This window comes from Microbacterium sp. cf332 (assembly GCF_900102175.1).
In the GTDB taxonomy this organism is placed as follows: domain Bacteria; phylum Actinomycetota; class Actinomycetes; order Actinomycetales; family Microbacteriaceae; genus Microbacterium.
Genome location: NZ_FNKN01000002.1, coordinates 223,894 through 243,341, shown reverse-complemented (window position 1 = coordinate 243,341; position 19,448 = coordinate 223,894). Strand labels below are relative to the sequence as shown.

Genomic DNA, 19,448 nt, shown 5'->3' with positions numbered 1-19,448 from the left:
CCGCTCATCGCGTGCCTCCGATCAGCAGCCCGGTCGCGTCGTCGGTGAGAGCGCCGACGACCGCGGGCAGGGCGAGGATGACGCTTCCCGCGAGCAGGAACGTCAGGATGATCTTCAGCGGGAAGCCGAGCGCGAATGCGTTCAGCGCCGGGGCGACGCGACTCACGAGCCCCAGGGCGATGTCGGCGAGGAAGAGCACGAGCAGGAGTGGTCCCGCGATCTGCAGCGCCGCCACCAGCAGCTGTGACGCCGTGTCGACGATCAGCTCGACCGGACGGGCCGGGTCGAGCACGCCGTCGACCGGGATCGCCGTGAAGCTGCGAGCGAGGCCGGCCAGGATGAGCTGGTAGCCGTTGCTCGCGAAGAGCAGCGCGAGGGCGATCATCTGGAACAGCCGCGTGAACTGAGCGCCGTTGACGTTCATCTGGGGGTCGAAGGCCTGGGCCAGCTGGAACCCGCCGAACACGTCGATGAGCCCGCCCGCCGACTGCACGGCCGCGAAGCACGCCATCACGAGGAATCCGAGCAGCGCGCCGGTGACGACCTGCGCGGTGAGGGCGAGGAGGAACCCGCCGGTGTCCAGGCTCTCGTGGCCCGGAGCCACGGTGCCGCTCAGCGCGAGGGCGACGCCGATCGCGACCATGGCCTTGATCCGCGCCGGGAAGGCGCCGTACGAGAAGGGCGGGGCCGTGAACACGAACGCGGTCGTGCGGACGGCGGCGAGGCCCGTGGCCTCGAGCCAGGCGAAATCGAGCAGCACCTGCATCTCAGCCGCCCGACAGCAGGTGCGGGATGCGGTCGAACATGGTCTGCGTGAACGAGATCGCCTCGGCGATCATCCAATGACCGCACACCACGAGTGCGATCGCGACGGCGACGGCCTTCGGCACGAACGAGAGGGTGACCTCCTGGATCTGCGTGATCGACTGCAGGAGCGAGATTGCGAAGCCCACCACGAGCGCCGTGATGAGCAGGGGCGCGGCGAGCTTCGCGGCCAGCACGACGCCCTCGAGTCCGATGTCGAGGACTGCCTCAGGGTTCACGCCTGCCCCCGGTCATCCGCCCGCCCCGTAACTCTCCATGAGGGTGCGCAGGATGAGGCCCCACCCGTCGACGAGCACGAACAGCAGGATCTTGAAGGGCAGCGAGATCATCACCGGCGGGAGCATCATCATGCCCATCGACATCAGCGCCGCGGCCACGACGAGGTCGATGACGAGGAAAGGCACGAAGATGACGAACCCGATGATGAACGCGGCGCGGAGCTCCGAGATCATGAACGCCGGGATGAGGGTGATCATCGGGACGCTCGCCGGGTCGTCGGGGTTCTCGGCTCCCGCGAAGCGGGTCATCAGCGCGAGGTCCTCCTCGCGGGTGAACGACAGCATCCAGGTGCGCAGGGGATCGGCGCCGACGCCGACCGCATCGGTGAACGTCATCGACCCGTCGACGTATGGCTGCACGGCGACCGTGTTGATCTCGGTCAGCACCGGCCACATCACGAACAGGGTGAGGAACAGCGCGAGGCCCGCGAGCACCTGGTTGGGCGGGATCGTGGGCAGCGACAGCGCGTTCCGCGTCATCGCCAGCACGACGAAGATCTTGGTGAACGACGACATCATGAGCAGCAGGGCCGGTGCGACCGACAGCAGCGTGATGCCGATCAGCGTCAGGACCGACGACGAGGGCGTTCCGTCGATGCCGTTGATGTCGACCGAAATGCCCCCGTCGGGCGGTGTCGTCGACGCGGCGACGAGCGCGAGCGCGCCGAGTGCGCCGCCGGCGATCACGCGCCCAGGGCCCGGCGCAGCACCTGCGCCGCATCGCGCGCGGTCATCGCCGCGGGGGCGCCGGACCGTCCGGAGCGCTCGGCGCGGGCCTGCGACCGGCGCAGCGGCAGCGGGGGCGCGAGCGGGGCGTCGCCCGCGGCATCCCGCAGAGCAGGGTGCATCGCCGGGGCGGGCACGGGGGCGGGGGTGCTCGTGCCGGTGCTCTCGTTCGTGCCGGTCACGGGGTCGATGCGGTCGAGCATCGACACGCCGCCCTCGGTGATGCCGAGGACGTAGCGCGCGCCGTCGATCTCGACCACGGCGACCTGCGCCTTCGGCCCGATGCCGCGTTTGGCGACGAGGGTGATGTCAGCCGTGGCGACCGTCCGGGTGCCCCGCGATCGCGGACGACCGAAGCGGCCGGGACGGCCCGCCGCGCCGTTGCCGCGGGCGAGCCGGCGCTGCAGCAGCCAGACGATGGCGAGCACGACGCCGAGCGAGACGACGACGCGCAGCGCGAGCAGCAGATCGTCGATGTCAGGCCTCCGCGTTCTCGATGATCCGCGTGATGCGCACCGCGTAGTCCTGGTCGACGACGACGATCTCGCCGTGCGCGATGAGGCGGCCGTTGAGCTTGACGTCGGCCGGGGCGCCCGCCGAGCGGTCGAGCTCGATGATGCGGCCGGGCTCGAGGTCGAGGACGTCGCGGACCGTCATCCGGGTGCGTCCGACCTCGACCGTGAGCTCCATCTCGACGCCGGCGATGCGTTGCAGGCGACGCGGCGAGGCGGCCGCGGGGTGCGACACGCGCACGGCCAGACGGCCGATCACGCGGGAGCCCTCGTCGACGAGGTCGAACACCTGCGCGGCCGGGTGGGCGAAGAGCGCGGAGGCGTCGCCGATCGACGCCTCGCCCAGCACGCTCGGTCCGAACGCCGTCGCGGCGGCGTCGAGCGCGTCGCGCAGGCGCTCGGTGAGGGGCAGGCCCGCGTCGGCTCCCACGAGCGACGACTCGTCGAAGACCACGACCGCGAGGGCGGCGCTCGTGTCGCCGACCGACGACACGACGACGGCGTCCCCGGTCTCTCCCGCGCTCGCCGCGGGACGCGCGGTGATGCGCGACGCGGTCGGCAGGCGATCGGCGAAGGCCGCCGCAGCGGCCGCCTCGTGCGTGGTGGTGCTGGTCATGGCGACTCCTCGGACAGTGCGGGGGAGAGATCGGATGCCGTCACGACGCACGCGAGCCGGGCCCCGTGCGAGCCGACGGCGGCGGAGGCGACGACGTGCTCGTCGACGGTGAGGTCGAGCGGGCGGTCGGCGCCGTGCGCGAGCGTGATGACGTCGCCGACGGCGAGGTCGAGCACCTCGGCGGGACGAACGGCGCGGGGTGCGAGGCGCAGCGTGACCTCGACGGGGGTCTGCTCGACGTGATGCCGGACGAGCCGGGGGTCGCTGGTCGCGCGCGGTGCCGACGCGGTGTCGGACAGGCGCTCGAGCAGGGCCGTCGCGGGGAGGGCGATCGTCGCCGTCTCGGTGCGGTCGGCCAGGCGCAGCGAGAAGCGCGCGACGACCACGAGGTCCTGACCGCCGACGACCTGCGCGAACGCGGCGTTGTACTGGACCGCCCCGACCGAGAGCTCACGGGGAAGGAGGGCGCCGAGCGCCGTGCGCAGGTGCCCGAGCGTCTCGTCCATGAGCGAGCGGATCAGCGCCTGCTCGATCGCGGTGAGTGCGCGGGGCTCGGGACGCTGCGACCCGTCGCCGCCGAGCATCTTCACGATCCACGACAGTGCCGACGGCAGGGGGAACTCGATGACCGCCCGCTCGTCGGAGGTGGCATCCGAGCACAGGACGAGCGTCGTGGTGGGGGGAACCGTGGCGACGTACTCGTCGTACGTCTCGAGGCTGACGCGCTCGAGCGCGATGTGCGCCCGGGTGCGCGCCTTGGCCGCGAGCTGCATCGCCCATTGCCGGGCGAAGGCGTCGAAGGCCCCCGCGAGAGCGCGGGTGTGCTCGCGCGACAGTGCAGCGGGTCGACCGAAGTCGTAGCGTTCCGGGGCCGCCGCGGCGGCATCCTCGGTTCGCGCGCTCGGGGCGATCGGCACGGTCTGCACGGCGGGGACTATCGGCCGCGAGCCGCCCACGGTTAGCCCAGCCCGTCGCGGGTGTCGACTGGACGGTTCCTGCCCCCTCCGGGATGGGCGTGCCACGAAGAGGTCGCGGGCGCGGGGTCAGCCGTCGGCGGCGGCGAGGCCGGCCAGCTCGCCGCGCACCTGGGCGTCGGCATCCGAGAGCACGACGATGTCGACGCGGCGGTTCTGGGCGAGGGCCTCGGCGCTCGATCCCTCCGCGAGGGGCCGCGACGAGCCGTATCCGACCGAGCTGATGCGCTCACGGGCGACGCCGCGCGCGTCGACGAGGTAGCCGAGCACGCCGTTCGCCCGTGCGGTCGAGAGCTCCCAGTTGTCGGCGAAGGGGGCGACCGCCGGGCGGGCGTCGGCGTGACCCTCGATCGAGATCAGGTGCGCGTCGGCGGCGAGCACCGATCCGGCGGCGTCGAGCACGGCGCGGGCACGCGCGCTCAGGTCGGTGCTGTTGGTGTCGAAGAAGGTCTCGGCGCTGACCAAGCCGATCGTGAGGCCGCGGTCGTCGATCGTGAAGGTCGCGGCCTCGCCCAGCCCCCGCTCGGCGAGGGCGCCCTCGAGGCGCGAGCGCAGGTCGTCGAGCGAGCTGTACTCCTGCTCGGCCGGAGTCGGGCCGGTGGGGGTCGCGACGAACCCCTCGCCCTCCTCCTCGACGAGCTCCGGCGGCACGACGACCCCCTCCGACACGTCACGGGTCTCGGAGATCTCCGACCCGAATCCGGTCGCGAGCGACGCGCGCAGCTGCTCGAACTTCTCCTGATCGACGTTGGACATCGCGAACATGACGATGAACATGCACATCATCACGGTGATCATGTCGAGGTACGACGCCATCCAGCGTTCGTCGGGGCCCTCGTGCGAGGACTCCATGACGCGGCGGCGGCGCGGCGCGCTCATACCCCGGCGTCCGCGGGCTCGTCGGCCGCCGCCTTCGCGCGACCTCGTCCGGGCTTGGCCTCGGGCGCGAGGGCGCGCAGGCGCTCGGCGACCAGCATCGGCGGGTTGCCCGCCTGCACGGCGAGCATGCCCTCGGTCACGAGCGTCATGCGGTCGACCTCGATCTCGGCGAGGCGCTGCAGGCGCGTGCCGATCGGCAGCCAGATGAAGTTCGCCGACAGCAGGCCCCACAGCGTCGCGACGAACGCGGCGGCGATGAGGGGTCCGAGCTGGTCGGGCTTGTCGAGATACTCGAGCACGTGCGTGAGCGAGACGACCGTCCCGACGATGCCGACGGTCGGCGCGTACCCGCCGAGGGCGGAGTAGAAGCGCGATGCCGTGCGACGCTCGGCCGCGACGGTGGCGACGCGATCCTCGAGCACGACCCGCAGGTCCTCGGCATCCGTGCCGTCGGCGATGCTCTGCAGGGCGTGACGCAGCAGGGGGTCCCTCTCGTCGGCGACCGCGCTCTCGAGGGCGAGCAGCCCCTCGGCGCGGGCCTTCTCGGCGTAGCCGACGACCGTGTCGATGAGAGCCTCGGTGGATCCCTTGATGCCGATGAAGGCGCGCGGCAGGCTGCGGACGGCGCCCGCGGCGTCGCGCAGGGTGCCGCCGGCGATGCCGATCGCGATCGTCGCGCCGAAGACCAGCACCATCGGGGCGGGCAGCAGCAGGGCATTCAGGCTCGCGCCCTCGAGCTGGATCATCGCCCAGAGGCCGCCGAAGGCGAGCAGGATGCCGATGAGGAGCGACGGGTCCATCAGGCGTCGCCCTCCGGTGCGGTGGCGGCGACGGACGGTGCGGCCGCGCCGTGTCCGAGCGCTGTCGCGAGGACGCGCGCACGAAAGTCGACGATGCTCTGGATGACGGTGTCCATGGTCTCGGCGACGACGAAGGTCGCCCCGTCGACGAGCGTCAGGGTCGTGTCGGGGCTCGCCTGGATGCGCTCGACGAGGTCGGGGTTCACGGCGAACCGGTGACGGTTCAGTCGTGTCAGAACGATCATGTCGCCCTTCTCGTCGGTCTTATCGTCGCGGGACGGGTCGTCGCGAGTGCGACGGCTCCGAGGGGACTGTCGGCAACCGGGAGCGGTCGGTTAGCGTTGCGCTCGTGTCAGCGTCGTCACCGCAGCCCGCGTTCTTCCGACCCGTCGAGCCCCGGGAGATCCCCGACGACGACCACGCGCCGCTCGACATGCCCGCGTGGATGGGGCCGCCGTGGCACGTCGCGCCGGCGATCGTGGCGCTCGATCAGGAGGTGGGCCGCTCGCCCGACACGGTCGTCGTTCTCGAGCTCGCGCGGGTGTACACGGCCGGTCTCGCCCTGCGGCTGTCGGTGCGGGTCGCTGAGACGGGGCGACTCGCGCGGCAGCGGCTCTGGGGGTACCTCGATCGCGCGCACGGCCGCGGGCAGCTCGACGAGCGGTTCGACCCGACCGGCCTGCGCTGGGGTGTCCGCTTCGCCGACGGGCGGACGGTCACGACGCAGGACGAGTCGCCGTGGGCGCGGGGAGACGTGACCGACGCGCAGGTCGCCGGCCCCGTCCTCGAGGGGCTCGGCCGGCCGCAGGTCTACGCCGACGGCTGGGCGCGCGAGTTCTGGGTGTGGCCGACGCCCCCGGCGCCGACGTTCGAGGTCGGGGTCGAGTGGCCGGCGCGCGGCATCACCGAGACGGTGACCGCGGTCGATGCGGCTGCGCTCGACGCGGCATCCGGGCGGGCGCAGCCGGTGTGGCCCTGACCCGCCGCGCGCACAACTCCTCAGATCCCGTCGCGACCGGCGCCGTGCGCGGGTCATACGGCCAAATGTGCGGCAGATCTGAGGAGTTGTGGCGCTGCGCGATCAGCGCTTGAGGTTCGTCAGCTCCTGCAGCACCTCGTCGCTCGTGGTGATGATGCGGGCGTTCGCCTGGAAGCCGCGCTGAGCGACGATGAGGTTCGTGAACTCCTGCGACAGGTCGACGTTCGACATCTCGAGCGCGCCGCTGACGAGCCCGCCGCGCGCGTCGGTCCCGGCGACGCCGACGGCCGCGGCCCCGGAGTTCGCGCCGGCGCGGTACTGCGACGAGCCGGTCTTCTCGAGCCCCTCGGGGTTGTCGAACGAGGCGAGGGCGATCTGCGCGAGCACCGAGGTCGCGCCGTTGCTGAACGCGCCGACGAGGCTGCCGTCGGCCGACAGCGTGTAGGAGACGAGGCTGCCCGGAGCGCGGCCGTCCTGACCCCCGATCTTGACGGTGTTGAGATCGGCGTAGCCGGTGATCGCCGAGAGGTCGACGTCGACGCCGCCGGAGGTGAGGGACGCCGGCCCGGTCAGGCGGCCGTCGGTGAACGTCAGCGCGGTGGTCGCGGTGCCGTCGGTGACGTTCCAGCCGCCCGCGGTGCGGGTGAAGGTCAGCGCGAGCTGGCGCGCCTCGCCCTGGGCGTCGTAGACGGTGATGTCGCGGACGAGCTCGCCGCCCACGGCTGTGCCGGAGGGGAGGTTGCCGCTCGCGCTCGCGGTCGCCGTCGCGCGGCCGGGCGAGGTCGCGCCGACCGGCAGCGAGATGTTCCCGACCGGTCCGCCGGTGGGGACGACGCCGTCGGCGGCGGTCCACCCCTGCACGAGCGAGCCATCCTTCGTGGTGAGCCGGCCGGCCGCGTCGAAGCCGAAGGAGCCGTTGCGCGTGTAGAGCGTCTCGGCGCCGTTGCGCACGACGAAGAAGCCGTCGCCGGAGATCATGAGGTCGGTCGGCACGCCCGTGGCCTGCTGCGAGCCCTGGGTGAAGTTCGTGCGCACCGCGGCGACCTGGGTGCCGAGACCGACCTGGGCGGCGTTCGTGCCGCCGGCGTCGGCCTGCGCGGCGCGGGAGTTCTGGACGATCTGCGACAGCGTGTCCTGGAACTGCACCGACCCGGCCTTGAAGCCGACGGTGTTGACGTTGGCGATGTTGTTGCCCGTGACATCGAGCATGGTCTGGTGCGAGCGGAGGCCGGAGATCCCGGCGTAGAGCGAACGGAGCATGGGGTGTCCTTCGGTGGGTGAGGAGATGGGCGATGCGGGGGAGGGTCGGGGTGGCCCGGATCAGGTGGCGGATGCCGCGGGCGGCGGGACGTCGGCGGCGGAGATGCCCGAGACGACGTCGAGCGGGACGGCCGTTCCGCCGATGGTGACCAGCGGCACGCCCTTCTCGAACGACACCTGCGTCACGCGGCCCGTGCGGGTCGTGCCGTCGGCGTCGAGGTACGAGGCCTGCTGACCGACGAGGGCCGCGGCCGTCTGGCGCATGGTGAGGGCGAAGTTCTCGGACGAGGTGGTGGTGAGAGCGACGAGCTGCTCCATCATGGCCAGCTGCGTGGTCTGCGCCATCATCTCGTTCGTGTCGAGCGGCGAGCTCGGGTCCTGGTTCTTCATCTGAGCGACGAGCAGCTGCAGGAATACCTCCGAGTCGAGCGTCTGCTTCGGCGCGGCGGGCGGGGTCGCGGCGGTCGCGGTCGCGGTGACGAGGCCGACGGGTTCGATGCTGGTCATGGGGTGCTCCGGTTCAGGCGTAGAGGTCGATGCGTCCCGCGCCGAGCGGGGGCGGGGGGACGGGAAGGGCGTGGCCGGCGGCATCCGGCGCGTCGGAGGTGCGTGCGGAGGCCTCGGCGGGCGGATCGAGCGCGCGAGGATGACCGTCGCCGCGCGGATCGTCGGGGGTCTGCGACATGCCGCTCGCGGCCGGGCCGCTCGCCCCTGCAGCGGTGTGCGACGTGCTCGTCGGGGCCATCGGGTGCTGCGCCGCTGCGGGCCCGGCAGCCGCCTCGCCGCCCGCCGGGGCGAGCGTGACCGACGAGAACGGGGCCAGCACGGCGAGGTCGCGTCGCAGGTCGGCCAGCACGGCTCGTACGGCGTCGTGTCCGGCGGCAGTGCCAGAGGCCAGTTCGACGGTGATCGCGGAGCCGGAGATGTGCGCCGTGACCGTGATCGGGCCGAGGCTCTCGGGGGAGACCCGCAGCACCATCGTCTGACGCCCGGCCTGGGCGCGCGAGAGCTCGAGGATCGGGGCGCGCAGCTGCGGCGCAAGCGGCGGAACCGCGGGCGGGTGACCGGATGCGGGCGCCGCCGTTGGCGGAGCTGCGGGCGCGGTCGTCGCAGGTGTCGGCATCGGCGCGGCGGGCGGCGTCGGGCCGGGTACCGCCCGATCGGATGCGGCCGTCGGCGCCGCGGGCGGGGGAGCGCTGTCGGAGGTCGTGTCGGGCGTCGCGGGGACCGCGAGCGCCTCGGGTGCCGACGCGGTGTCGGACGCGGCGGCCGCGGCCGCGGTGAGTGTCGTGGCAGCCGCAGCCGCAGCCGCAGCGGGTGCGGGAGCGGTATCGGATGCGGCGGCCGCGGGAGCGGTGTCGGATGCGCTGTCGGGAGTCGAGGCGGGCACCGCGGTCGATGTCGTGACGGGGGCCGCGATCGTCGCCGCGCCGGGCGTCGCGGTCGATCCCATGACGGCTGCCGCAGTCGGCACTGTGACGGTCGCCGAACCGCCGTCGATCATCGACTCGGGTGCGGGGGAGGGAGCCGCCGGGGCGATGCGTGCCGGGTCCTCGTCCTCGCGCGTGACCGGTGCCGCGCTCGATGACGACGCCGCCGTCGACGCGGGGCCCGCCGCGGCGGCACCCCTGACGACGTCCGGGGGCCCGGGCCTCGGACCGACGCGCTCCGAGGCCATCCCCTCCGGACGGGGCCCTCGCGGCGCGGTCGTCGGGGAGGCTGCCCCCAGTGCCGCATCCGTCTCCGCCGCGGTCGTCGCCGTCCCGGGCGCGGTCCGCGGCGCGCTCACCGGCACCGCTACGGGCGCCGCACCCGCCGGCTCCGGCTCGACGGGCGCTGGCGCCGTGGGCACAGGCGTCGGGACCGCCTCCGCCGGCGACGAAGCGACGAGCACTGCTCCGGCGGGCGCGGGCACGGCCCCGGATCCCGGCACCGCATCCGGCGGCACCGCATCCGGCGACACCGCATCCGGCGACACCGCATCCGGCGACACCGCATCCGCCCTCACCACGCGCCCGCGGTCCGAGAGGCCCGCGGGGTCCGGCTCCGTCTCCGAAGGCGCCCGCTCGGCCACGGTCGCCTGCTCGGCCGCGACCGCCGGCTCGCCGGCGAGCTCTCCGCCCACGGCGGCGACCCCGGGCCCCCCGGCGACGACTCCCCGCTGCGCGCCGAGCGCCGTTCCCGTGAGACCCGCGAGCACCCGGGCGAACGCCTCGGCGGGGTCCGCCGCACCGTCGCGGGTGTCGCTCGCGGCCTCGAGCCGTGCGCCCGGCAGCGCGCCACGCGCCCCGACGAGAGCGCTTCCGAGGCTCACGAGAGTCCTCCCCGGCCCGCGGCCGGCGACTCCGGCGACCTCGACGGCGGCGTCGACAGGCCACGCAGCGCGATCTCGTCGAGGGCGGCCTGCTCCGCGGCATCCCGCCGCGCGCGCTCGCGCTCGTCGTACGCCTCGGCGAGACGGTCGACGCCCTGCTCCGCCCGCCGCGCTTCGGTGAGTCGCGAGCGCGCGGCGTCGACCTCGTGGCGCTGTGCGCGTCGGAGGGTGTCGAGGTCGGTGAGCAGGCTCCGCGCGGCGACGCGACTGGCCGCGAGCGCGGCGAGCGTGCGGATGTCGCCGGGGGTGTCGGCCGACGCGGTCAGCGCGGCGCGCAGCTGCCGGTCGCGCGCCTCGGTACGCTGCTCCTCCATCGCGGCGCGCGAGAGATGGGCCGCCGCCGCGCGGTGCTGGATGCCGCGGATGCGCAGGAGCCCGGCAAGGGGGAACCCGCGCTTCACGAGACGTCTCCGAACGATGCGACGAGTTCGCCCAGGCGCCGCCACGACTCCGCGGCGGGGGAGCGGTCGTCGAGGTCCTGGCGCAGGAAGGCGTCGATTGCGCGCTCGGACGCGACCGCCGCGTCGACCCGCGCGTTCGCGCCCGACTGGTAGGCGCCCACGCCGATGAGATCGTGCGCCTCCTGGCGCGCCGCCAGCACGGCGCGCAGGGTGGTGGCGAGCCGGCGCTGGTCGGGGGTCGCGACCTTGCCGGCGAGGCGTGAGACCGAGCCGAGCACGTCGATGGCGGGGTGGTGTCCGGTGACGGCGAGGGTGCGATCGAGCACGAGGTGGCCGTCGAGGATGGAGCGCACGGTGTCGGCGACGGGCTCGTTGTGGTCGTCGCCCTCGACGAGCACCGTGTAGATGCCGGTGATGGAGCCGCGCCGGTCGGTGCCCGCTCGCTCGAGCAGGCGTGCCAGCACGGGGAACGTCGAGGGCGGGTATCCGCGCGTCGCCGGCGGCTCGCCGGCCGCGAGGCCGATCTCGCGCTGCGCCATCGCGACGCGGGTCAGCGAGTCCATCATCAGCACGACGTGCTGCCCGTCGTCGCGGAACGCCTCGGCGATGCGGGTCGCCGTCGACGCGGCTCGCAGGCGCGCCATGGCGGGCTGATCCGACGTGGAGACCACGACCACAGAACGCGCGAGGCCTTCCGGACCCAGGTCGTCCTCGAGGAACTCGCGCACCTCGCGCCCGCGCTCGCCGACGAGGGCGATGACGTTCGCCGTCGCGGACGAACCCCGCGCGATCATCGACAGCAGCGACGACTTGCCGACGCCCGATCCGGCGAACAGGCCCACCCGCTGGCCGCGGCCGAGCGGGGTCAGCGTGTCGATCGCGCGCACCCCCGTCACGAGCGGGTCGATGATGCGCTCGCGGCCCATCGCCGACGGCGGCGCATGATCGAGGTCGACGCGCGGTGCGACGACGGGACCCCGGCCGTCGATGGGGCGGCCGAGCCCGTCGAGCACCCGGCCGAGCACGCCGACGCCGACAGGCACCCGCGCCGGTCCCGACAGGGTGCGGACGGGATCGCCGACCCGCAGTCCGTCGGCGACGGCGAGCGGCATGCAGCGGAGGACGCCGCGCTCCGCGGCCACGACCTCCGCGGCGATCCGCGGGCCGGGCGCGGATCCCCCGGTGCCCAGCTCGACGAGGTCGCCGACGGCGCCGGAGACTCCGCGGACGTCGACTCCGAGCCCGACGATCCGCGATACCGTTCCGGTCCGCAGCGGTCGTGCCGCCGCGAGCACGGCCGGCCACGCCCCGCTCACGCGCCCTCCTCGAGTGCGCGACGCGCCCGTGCGAAGGCGGCGGCGACGCGCAGGTCGACGGCGCCGTCGGCGAGGCGGACGATCGCCTCGCCCGGCGCGAGCGACGGGTCGCTCTCGATCACGACGACGCCGGCGATGGTTGCGACGCCGGATGCGGCGGAGTCGGCGACCGCCTCGGCGTCCCGCGGCGAGAGGCGGACGACGGGCGACGCTCCCGCCGCGACGAGATCGGCGACCTCGTCGGAGGCCCCCGCGAGCGCGTTCTCGACCCGGGTCGCGACCGTGATCGCCGAACGGACGGGGTCGGACAGCTCGTGCTCGACGATCGTCTCGGCGAGCTCGACGGCGCGCGTGTGCATCTCGGCGACGGACGGCGCGGTCAGCGCGGCCGCGTGGGCGTCGAACCGCGCCACGGCGGCCTCGAGCGCCGCCACGGTCCCGGCCACGCGTGCGCGGTCGTGATCGTCGGCACGCCGTCGCTGCTCGGCGCGCTCGGCCGCGTCGCGCTCGGCGCGGGCGGCGGCCAGTCGCATCCCCTCGGCGTAGCCCGCGGCGTGACCGCGGGCGCGGGCGCGATCGCGCTCGTGGTCGAGCGCCGGACCCGACAGGCGCGGGATCTCGAGGCGGGTGAAGGCGTCAGACGACATACTCCTCCTCGACCCGCTGCACCCGGATGTCGCCCGCTGCCTCGAGCTCGCGGATCGTGCGGACGATCGCGGCGCGCGCCTCCTCGACCTGCGACACGCGCACGGTGCCGAGCAGGCGCGACTCCTCCTGCAGGGCGTCGCGGTTGCGCTCGGTCATGTTCCGGAGGATGACGTCGGCGACGGGGCCGGACGAGCCCTTGAGTGCAAGGGCGAGCGCGCGCACGTCGATGCCGCGCAGCACGCGCTGCGCGTCGCGGTCGTCGAGCACGACGATGTCGGCGAAGGTGAACATCCGCGAGCGGATGTCTTCGGCCAGGGCGCTGTCGCGGGCCTCGATGCTCGCCAGCAGCGCCTTCTCGACGGTCGCGTCCGACCGGTTGATGATGTCGACGAGGGGCTGCACTCCGCCGAGGGTCTCGCGGGCGTCGCGCGTGGTGAGCGCGCCCGAACGAGCCCGCAGCGCGGAAGCGACGACGGCGACGGCATCCTGCGATGCGGTGCCCATCGTGGCGATGGCCTGAGCGACGTCGGTGCGCGCCGGGTCGGTGATCTCGGCCAGGACGGCTGCCGCCCGCTCGACCGGGAGGTGCGCGATGACGAGCGCGACGGTCTGCGGCAGCTCGCCGTCGAGGATGCTCGCGACCTGCGCGGGCTCGACGGCGGTGAGGAACTCGAACGACGAGCTGGTCATCGACGACGAGACCTTCGTCAGCACGCCCGCGGCGCGCTCCGGCCCGAGGGAGGCCTCGAGGAGCCCCGTGGCCAGGTCGCGCCCGCCGCGCACCGGCGGGAGATGACCGCGCACGACCCGCTGGAAGTCGGTCAGGGCGTCGCGCGTGGTCTCGAGATCGAGGTCGCGCAGCCGGATGATCTCGGCCGCGATCGCCTCGGCCTCGTCGTCCGAGAGGTGCTTGAGCACCTCGACGGCCTGCGCGTGATCGAGGTTCATGATGACGACCGCGGCCGTCTGCGTGCCGGTCAGCTCGCTCATGCGTCGCTCGAGTCGCGCACGAGGCGGCGCAGCAGGTCGGCGGTACGGGCGGGGTCGCGGCGGGCGAAGTCGCCGATCTCGGCCCGGCGCCGGTCGAGCGCGACCTGCACCGGCTCGGGATCGGGTTCGGGCTCGACCGTCATCGCCGGCAGCGGCACGGTCGGCGCCTGGTCGAGCAGCGGGGTGGCGAGCCCGCGGGTGAGGGCGTCGAACCGGTCGAGCGGCTCGTCGACGGGCGTCAGCGTGAGCACCGCGTCGTCCTCCGCGGCCGCGCGACGGCGGCGCACGATCACGACGCCGGCGATCGTCGCGGCGATGAGCCCCAGCACGACGACGGCGGCGACGATCGAGGTGCGCAGCGTCTCAGCGGCGCGCTCGGCCTCCTCCGCCTCGCGTGCGGCGTCGAGCGCGGCCTGCGCGGCGAGGGCGCCCTGGTCGCTGAAGGCCACGAGCTCGACGGTCACCTGGTCGCCGCGGGCCCGGTCGATGCCCGCCGCCGAGGTCACGAGGGCCTCGAGCTGGGCCACGTCGACGGCATCCGTCCCGTCGGCGTTGACGGCGACGGCCACCGTCTGCCGGGCGACGGCCCCGGCGGGGGTCGACGTGCTCTCGACGGTCTTGTTGACGACGTTCGAGCGATTCGTCTGCGTCGACTCGTAGGTGCCCGCGCCGCCGACGCCGGCCGGCAGCTCGGTTCCCAGCACACCGGTCTGTCCGCCTGTGCCGGTGTAGCGCTCGGAGCTCGTCTCCTCCGACGCGGGCAGCGCTCCGTCGACGGGCGTGTACGTCTCGTCGACGCGTTCGGTCGCCGCCTGCTGCATCTCGGCGGCGACCGAGACGGTGGCGTTGCCGGCGCCGAGCACCGTGTCGAGCATCTGCTGCACGCTGGCGGTCATGCGGGTCTCGTAGGCGCCGGCCTGCTGGTCGGCGTTGCGGGTGGCCTCGCCCCCGATGGCCGAGAGGGTCCGGCCCGCCGCATCCACGACGGCGACGTTCTCGGGCTTCATGCCGCTGACGGCGGCCGACGTGAGGTGCACGATGGCCTCGACCTGCTCGGCGGGCAGTGCGACGCCGCGCGCGGTCTCGATGAAGACGGATGCGGTCGGCTCGATCTGCTGCGAGACGAAGACGCTCTCCTCGGGGATCGCCAGCTGCACCGAGGCGGTCGTGACGTTCTCGAGCGCGCCGATCGTGCGGGCGAGCTCGCCTTCGATCGCGCGCTTGTACGTGACCGACTGCTGGAACTCGGAGCTCGTGACGCCCATCTTGTCGAAGAGCGAGTACCCCGCGGAGTCCGCGGTCGGCAGGCCTGCGGCGGCCGCGGCGAGGCGCTGCTCGTAGACCGCGCTCTCGGGCACGAGCACCGTCGAGCCGCCGTCGGTCAGCTCGTACGGCACGGCGCCCGATCGGAGCTGCTCGACGACGGCGCTCGCGTCGGAGGCCGACAGTCCGGAGAAGAGCGGGGTGAGCGTCGGACGCGACATCCAGCTGGTGAGCGCGAAGACGCCCATCGCGAGCACCGCGATGCCGATGATGGCGATGGTCCGCTGCGCGACGGAGAAGCCCGCGATCGTGCCCCGCAGGCGCGTCCACAGCGAGGTGACGGCGGCGGGCATCAGGCCTGCATCCGCATGATGTCGTTGAACGCCTCGATGCCCTTGTTGCGCACCGCGGCGACGAGCTCGAGGGTCACCGAGGCGCGGGAGGAGGCGATCATGGCGGCGTGGATGTCGTCGAGGTCGCCGGTGACGGCCGAGACGGCCAGTTCGTTGGAGGTCGACTGCATCGCGCGCAGCTCGTCGACCGCGCCGGTCAGGCTCGCGCCGAACCCGGCTCCGTCGCCTTCCTGCGGAGCGCGGACCGACGACGTGAGGGTGGAGGCGGCGGCGCCGAGGGCGTCGATCCCCGAGATCGGCGGCATCAGCGGCGTCCGATCTGCAGCGCGGCCTCGTAGGTCGTCTTCGCCCGGTCGACGACGGCCGCGTTCGCCTGGTATCCGCGCTGCGCGAGGATCAGGTGGCTCATCTGCTCGCCCAGGTCGATGTCGGGGTAGCGGACGTAGCCGTCGGCGTCGGCCAGCGGGTTGTTCGGCTCGTGCACGAGTCGTCCCTCCGTACCGCCCCAGACCGCGCCCGCGACCCGCACGCCGCCGGCGTCGGTGTCGGACTGCACGGAGATGTAGCGCTGGCGGAACGCGTCGTCACCGGGCGCGACGGCGGTGTTGATGTTGGCGATGTTGTCGCTGAGCGCGTCGAGCCACGTGCGGTGCGCCGTGAGGCCCGAGCCGGCGATGCCGATGGCGTCGAAGGTCATGACGTCCTCATCGCGGTCTGGAGCGAGCTGAAGGTGCCGCCGACGGCCTGCGCCGCGAACTGGTAGCGCAGCACGGCCTCGATGTTCGCGAGCGTCTCAGTGTCGAGATTCACGTTGTTGCCGTTCAGGCGGGTGGGTGCGGTCGACTCGCGCACGGTCGGGACCACGGCACCGTCGCCGCGCTCGACCGAGCGAGCGAGGGCGTTCTCGAAGCTGACGACCTTGGCGCGGTAGCCCGAGGTGTTGACGTTCGCGATGTTGTCCGCGATGGCGCGCTGGCGCTCCGAGAGGCCGGCGAGGGCGCTCGTGAGCGCGGTGGTGGTCACAGATTCGAGCACGAAGGCGTCTTCCGTCGAACGATGTGGCCGATCCCTGGCCGGGTGGATGAGCGATCCGTGCTCAGCATCCCCTATCGGCCGGTCGCGCGGCCGCGTTAGCCGGGGGGCGCGAGGTCAGCCGTCGAGGTCGAGGTAGACCGCCGCATCCGGACGTGTCTGCGGGATGCGCGCGAGCGCGGCGAGGTGCGCCCGGTGGGCGTCGAGCTCGGCGCTCAGTCTCCGTGCCCGCGCGGCTTGGGCGCCGACGAGGGCGCGGGCCCGGTCGGCGAGATCGGCCGGTAGCGGGCCGAGGTCGACGGGCGGATGCCATGCGCCGGCCCCCGCGTCGACGTCGGTCGACGCGGGGTCGCGCGCGACGTCGGCCTCGAGCCCGTCGAGCAGGGCCGACCAGCGTGCGTGCGTCATGCGGGCGCCGTCTCGGCCGCTGCATGCCAGGCGTCGCGCAGCGGCGCGATGAGGTCGCGGCACTCGTGGGTGCGCTCGGGGTCGCGTCCGATGTTCGCCCCCACGAGGGTGCGGGTGATGTAGTCGTAGACCGCTCGCAGCGACGCCGATCCGCTCCAGTCGTCGGTCAGCGATCCCGTCAGCTCGACGAGGATCCGCTGGGCGTGCTGCAGGTGCTCGTTGGCCGCCTGCCAGTCGCCCGACCGCTGCGCCGCCTCGCCGCGTTCGACGTCGAGCAGCAGCCGGTCGAACAGGAGGGTGACCAGGCGCGCGGGGCTCGCCGAGAGGATCGTCTCCTCGCGGTAGCGCTGCTGCGCCCGCAGGGCGGCGTTCACTTCGCGGCCGATCCGGACAGGGCCGACAGCTGCGACTCGAGGTACGACGACTGCGACTGCAGGCGCGAGAGCATCGTCTCCATCGAGGCGTAGGTGCGCTCGAGCGTCGCACGACGCTGCTCGAGCCGCACGTCCCAGCGGCTGAGCTGCTCGCCGAGCATCTTCACCTCGGACTCCTGGCCGGTGATGCGGGTGGTCAGCAGGCCGTCGTACTTGTCGGAGTAGCGCTCGGCGACGTCCTGCACGCGGGCCGCGACGCCCGCGAACACCTGCTGAACGCCGGCGGGATCGTCGGCGAGGGCCTTCGTGAACGCCTCCTCGTCGAAGGTGAGCACCCCGAGCCGGTCGACGCTCAGGCCCGTCGTCGACGGGGCGACGCCGTTCAGCGGCAGCTGCACGGCGCCGGTGAGCGCCTGGTGCAGGGCGCGCACGGTGCTGTCTCCCGTGAAGACTCCGAGCGTGGTCTGCTCGCCCGGTGCCGTCGCCGTCGTCGCGGTGGAGCCGCGCGCGATGCCCGCGAGGAGCGCCGCGATCTGCGTGACGAACGTCTTCGCCGCGGCCGTGCTGCCGGCGGTGTCGGCCGCGACGGTGACCGAGACCGGTGCGGTCGAGGCCCGCGTCACCGCGACGTCGACGCCGGCGAAGAGCGAGGTGAAGGTGTTGCTCGCCGACGTGACGGCCTGTTCGGCGGCGGTCCCCGCCCAGAGGCGCACCTGCGCGTCCGCGCCGACGGTGACGACGGCGGCGCCGGGCTCGGTCGCGAGGTCGCTCGCCGTTCCGGCCGCGACCGAAGCGGCGTCGCCGCGGAACACCTGGAAGGCGTTCTCGGCGCCCGTCTCGCTCGCGGTGATCTGCAGTCTCCACAGCGCGCGCCCGTCCGCATCCGTTCCGGCCGCGACGGCCGCGGCCGTGATGCCCGTGCCGGCTGCGCCGAGCGCGTTGGCGATGTCGGCGGGCGAGCCGGACGACGGGCGCACCTCGATCGGCTTGCCGTCCGCGCCGAGCACGGTGAAGACGAGCGGATCGTCCGTGGCCGTCGTGAACGCGCCCGTGACGACGCTGTGGGCCGTCGCGATGCGGTCGACGACGATGTCGGCGCGCAGAACCGGGGCGCCGTCGGACGCCGTCACCGACACCCCGTCGTCCGTGCTGGTCGCGGTGCGCTGCAGCAGCGCCGTCGGTCCGGTCGCGTCCTTCGCCTTGGTCGCGAGCGACTGCAGCGACGAGTTGAGCGCCTGCAGCTGCGCGATGACGGTCTTGCGGTCGTCGGACTTGGCGCTGAGGATCGTGCGCGGCAGGCGTTCGACGTTCATCAGGGCGTCGATGATCGCCTTGGTGTCGAGGTTCGAGGCGAGGCCGTCGATCGAGATCGCCATGTGCCCGTCCTGTCGTCGTCGCGGCGACGGCGCGTGTGCCGTCCGTACGTCCTATCGACCGGTCGACCGGGATCGTTAGCGCCGGACCGAAGTCACAGTGAGACGGATGCCGCCGGCGCTATCCCGCGGCCGCCGCGCGGCAGCAGCGCGGTGATGCGGGCGAAGTACGCCTCGCGGGTCTCGACCGACACGCGCGAGACCGGCTCGGCTGCCTGCTCCTCGGCGGCGAAGCGCTCGAGCGCATCGCGCAGCAGGCGGATGGCCTCGGCGCGCTGCTGCGACACGGCGGAGTGGGACACCCCCAGCTCGGCGGCGATCTCCTTCACCGGTCGCTCGTCGACGTAGACGGCCTGCACGATCGCGCGCATCCGTTCCGGAAGGGCCGCGACGGCGCGTTCGAGAACGTCGCGGCGCTCGCGCAGCACCGCCGCCTCGTCGGGCAGGGTCATGGCGCTCGGCACCTCGAGGGCCGAGGCGTCGTCGATGCTCGTCACCGTGCGTGCCGCATCGTCGAGGGCTTCGACGACCGCGGCGCGGGGCAGGCCCATGGTGACGGCGATCTCCTCGACCCCGGCGACGCGGCCGAGTCGGGCCGTCAAGGTGTCTCGGACTGCGGTGGTCTCCTTGATGCGCTTGCGGATGCCGCGCGAGGCCCAGTCCATCGAGCGCATCTCGTCGGCGAACGCGCCGAGGATGCGCCGACGTGCATACGCGCCGAACGGCACGCCGAGGTCGGGGTCGAACGCGTCGGCCGCGGTGACGAGCGCGAGAGCACCCACCGATGCGAGCTCCTCCAGCGGCACGTGGGTGGCGCGCGAGTGCAGGTCGCGCGCCAGGTACCCCACGAGGGGCAGGTTCTCTTCGATGAGTCGATTGCGTTCCGCGTGACCGAGGATGTGCAAGGGGACCTCTTTCGTGGCATGCACCCACTCCCGCGGCCCGAATTCGCGGGAGCCGTCATGCCGGCTGTGGCCCATCATAAGCAAAATGAGAAAGATCTCATACGAAATCCTGAGCAAACGTAACGCGGTCGACGCTGCGGCCGATAGACGAGGATGATCGCT

25 protein-coding genes are annotated in these 19,448 nt (G+C 73.4%); 1 reads left to right on the top strand and 24 read right to left on the bottom strand.

Features of this window, described 5'->3' with window-relative positions:
- Positions 1-4: 4 nt before the first annotated feature.
- The 9 genes from BLT21_RS08245 to BLT21_RS08205 form a co-directional block, all read right to left on the bottom strand.
- Entirely contained in the window at positions 5-766 is a 762-nt protein-coding gene (locus BLT21_RS08245; RefSeq protein ID WP_091500954.1) for a flagellar biosynthetic protein FliR, read from the bottom strand.
- A 1-nt stretch (position 767) separates the two neighbouring features.
- Complete coding sequence (fliQ, locus tag BLT21_RS08240; RefSeq protein ID WP_091500953.1) at positions 768-1,043, bottom strand: flagellar biosynthesis protein FliQ; 276 nt, start codon at positions 1,041-1,043, stop codon at positions 768-770.
- 12 nt (positions 1,044-1,055) lie between these two features.
- Positions 1,056-1,790 (bottom strand): flagellar type III secretion system pore protein FliP, encoded by a 735-nt coding sequence (gene fliP / locus BLT21_RS08235; protein WP_091500952.1) that lies wholly within the window; start codon positions 1,788-1,790, stop codon positions 1,056-1,058.
- Positions 1,787-2,257 (bottom strand): flagellar biosynthetic protein FliO, encoded by a 471-nt coding sequence (locus BLT21_RS08230; protein ID WP_176786845.1) that lies wholly within the window; start codon positions 2,255-2,257, stop codon positions 1,787-1,789. Before BLT21_RS08230 ends, fliP begins: the two co-directional genes overlap by 4 nt.
- Positions 2,258-2,306: 49 nt before the next feature.
- Entirely contained in the window at positions 2,307-2,957 is a 651-nt protein-coding gene (gene fliN / locus BLT21_RS08225; protein WP_091500950.1) for a flagellar motor switch protein FliN, read from the bottom strand.
- Positions 2,954-3,883 (bottom strand): flagellar motor switch protein FliM, encoded by a 930-nt coding sequence (locus tag BLT21_RS08220; protein ID WP_176786844.1) that lies wholly within the window; start codon positions 3,881-3,883, stop codon positions 2,954-2,956. Before BLT21_RS08220 ends, fliN begins: the two co-directional genes overlap by 4 nt.
- A gap of 117 nt (positions 3,884-4,000) precedes the next feature.
- On the bottom strand, positions 4,001-4,810 hold the full coding sequence (locus tag BLT21_RS08215; protein WP_091500948.1) for an OmpA/MotB family protein: 810 nt from the start codon (positions 4,808-4,810) through the stop codon (positions 4,001-4,003).
- Positions 4,807-5,610 (bottom strand): motility protein A, encoded by an 804-nt coding sequence (locus BLT21_RS08210; protein WP_091500947.1) that lies wholly within the window; start codon positions 5,608-5,610, stop codon positions 4,807-4,809. The genes BLT21_RS08215 and BLT21_RS08210 overlap by 4 nt, the downstream gene beginning before the upstream one ends.
- Positions 5,610-5,855, bottom strand: coding sequence for a flagellar FlbD family protein (locus tag BLT21_RS08205; protein WP_091500946.1), 246 nt, complete (start codon positions 5,853-5,855; stop codon positions 5,610-5,612). The genes BLT21_RS08210 and BLT21_RS08205 overlap by 1 nt, the downstream gene beginning before the upstream one ends.
- A gap of 104 nt (positions 5,856-5,959) precedes the next feature.
- Here BLT21_RS08205 and BLT21_RS08200 point away from each other — a divergent pair, with 104 nt between their 5' ends.
- Entirely contained in the window at positions 5,960-6,589 is a 630-nt protein-coding gene (locus tag BLT21_RS08200) for a hypothetical protein (RefSeq protein ID WP_091500945.1), read from the top strand.
- Positions 6,590-6,691: 102 nt separating this feature from the next.
- Here the strand turns inward: BLT21_RS08200 and BLT21_RS08195 are convergent, their stop codons facing one another.
- The 15 genes from BLT21_RS08195 to BLT21_RS08125 form a co-directional block, all read right to left on the bottom strand.
- On the bottom strand, positions 6,692-7,849 hold the full coding sequence (locus BLT21_RS08195; protein WP_091500944.1) for a flagellar hook protein FlgE: 1,158 nt from the start codon (positions 7,847-7,849) through the stop codon (positions 6,692-6,694).
- Between the two features lie 60 nt (positions 7,850-7,909).
- Positions 7,910-8,356: a flagellar hook assembly protein FlgD gene (locus BLT21_RS08190; protein ID WP_091500943.1), complete on the bottom strand. Its 447-nt coding sequence runs from the start codon at positions 8,354-8,356 to the stop codon at positions 7,910-7,912.
- 13 nt (positions 8,357-8,369) lie between these two features.
- The gene (locus BLT21_RS08185) at positions 8,370-10,163 is read right to left on the bottom strand and encodes a flagellar hook-length control protein FliK (RefSeq protein WP_091500942.1); all 1,794 of its coding nucleotides are present in this window, start codon (positions 10,161-10,163) and stop codon (positions 8,370-8,372) included.
- On the bottom strand, positions 10,160-10,624 hold the full coding sequence (locus BLT21_RS08180; protein ID WP_176786843.1) for a flagellar export protein FliJ: 465 nt from the start codon (positions 10,622-10,624) through the stop codon (positions 10,160-10,162). Before BLT21_RS08180 ends, BLT21_RS08185 begins: the two co-directional genes overlap by 4 nt.
- A complete protein-coding gene (locus BLT21_RS08175) occupies positions 10,621-11,940 on the bottom strand; it encodes a FliI/YscN family ATPase (protein WP_091500941.1) in 1,320 nt (439 codons plus the stop codon). The genes BLT21_RS08180 and BLT21_RS08175 overlap by 4 nt, the downstream gene beginning before the upstream one ends.
- A complete protein-coding gene (locus BLT21_RS08170; RefSeq protein WP_091500940.1) occupies positions 11,937-12,587 on the bottom strand; it encodes a FliH/SctL family protein in 651 nt (216 codons plus the stop codon). The genes BLT21_RS08175 and BLT21_RS08170 overlap by 4 nt, the downstream gene beginning before the upstream one ends.
- On the bottom strand, positions 12,577-13,578 hold the full coding sequence (gene fliG / locus BLT21_RS08165) for a flagellar motor switch protein FliG (RefSeq protein ID WP_091500939.1): 1,002 nt from the start codon (positions 13,576-13,578) through the stop codon (positions 12,577-12,579). Before fliG ends, BLT21_RS08170 begins: the two co-directional genes overlap by 11 nt.
- Entirely contained in the window at positions 13,575-15,194 is a 1,620-nt protein-coding gene (gene fliF / locus BLT21_RS08160) for a flagellar basal-body MS-ring/collar protein FliF (protein WP_091500938.1), read from the bottom strand. The genes fliG and fliF overlap by 4 nt, the downstream gene beginning before the upstream one ends.
- Entirely contained in the window at positions 15,194-15,499 is a 306-nt protein-coding gene (gene fliE / locus BLT21_RS08155; RefSeq protein WP_091500937.1) for a flagellar hook-basal body complex protein FliE, read from the bottom strand. Before fliE ends, fliF begins: the two co-directional genes overlap by 1 nt.
- Positions 15,499-15,891, bottom strand: a complete 393-nt coding sequence (locus tag BLT21_RS08150; protein WP_091500936.1) for a flagellar basal body rod protein FlgC — start codon at positions 15,889-15,891, stop codon at positions 15,499-15,501. The genes fliE and BLT21_RS08150 overlap by 1 nt, the downstream gene beginning before the upstream one ends.
- Positions 15,888-16,229: a flagellar basal body rod protein FlgB gene (locus tag BLT21_RS08145; protein WP_091500935.1), complete on the bottom strand. Its 342-nt coding sequence runs from the start codon at positions 16,227-16,229 to the stop codon at positions 15,888-15,890. The genes BLT21_RS08150 and BLT21_RS08145 overlap by 4 nt, the downstream gene beginning before the upstream one ends.
- Positions 16,230-16,343: 114 nt before the next feature.
- Positions 16,344-16,634 carry a hypothetical protein gene (locus tag BLT21_RS08140; RefSeq protein WP_091500934.1) on the bottom strand — a complete coding sequence of 97 codons (291 nt, stop codon included), beginning with the start codon at positions 16,632-16,634 and terminating at the stop codon, positions 16,344-16,346.
- Positions 16,631-17,008, bottom strand: coding sequence for a flagellar export chaperone FliS (gene fliS / locus BLT21_RS08135; protein WP_091500933.1), 378 nt, complete (start codon positions 17,006-17,008; stop codon positions 16,631-16,633). The genes BLT21_RS08140 and fliS overlap by 4 nt, the downstream gene beginning before the upstream one ends.
- Positions 17,005-18,384 (bottom strand): flagellar filament capping protein FliD, encoded by a 1,380-nt coding sequence (gene fliD / locus BLT21_RS08130; protein ID WP_091500932.1) that lies wholly within the window; start codon positions 18,382-18,384, stop codon positions 17,005-17,007. The genes fliS and fliD overlap by 4 nt, the downstream gene beginning before the upstream one ends.
- Positions 18,385-18,476: 92 nt before the next feature.
- The gene (locus tag BLT21_RS08125) at positions 18,477-19,286 is read right to left on the bottom strand and encodes a sigma-70 family RNA polymerase sigma factor (RefSeq protein WP_256335994.1); all 810 of its coding nucleotides are present in this window, start codon (positions 19,284-19,286) and stop codon (positions 18,477-18,479) included.
- Positions 19,287-19,448 lie beyond the last annotated feature (162 nt).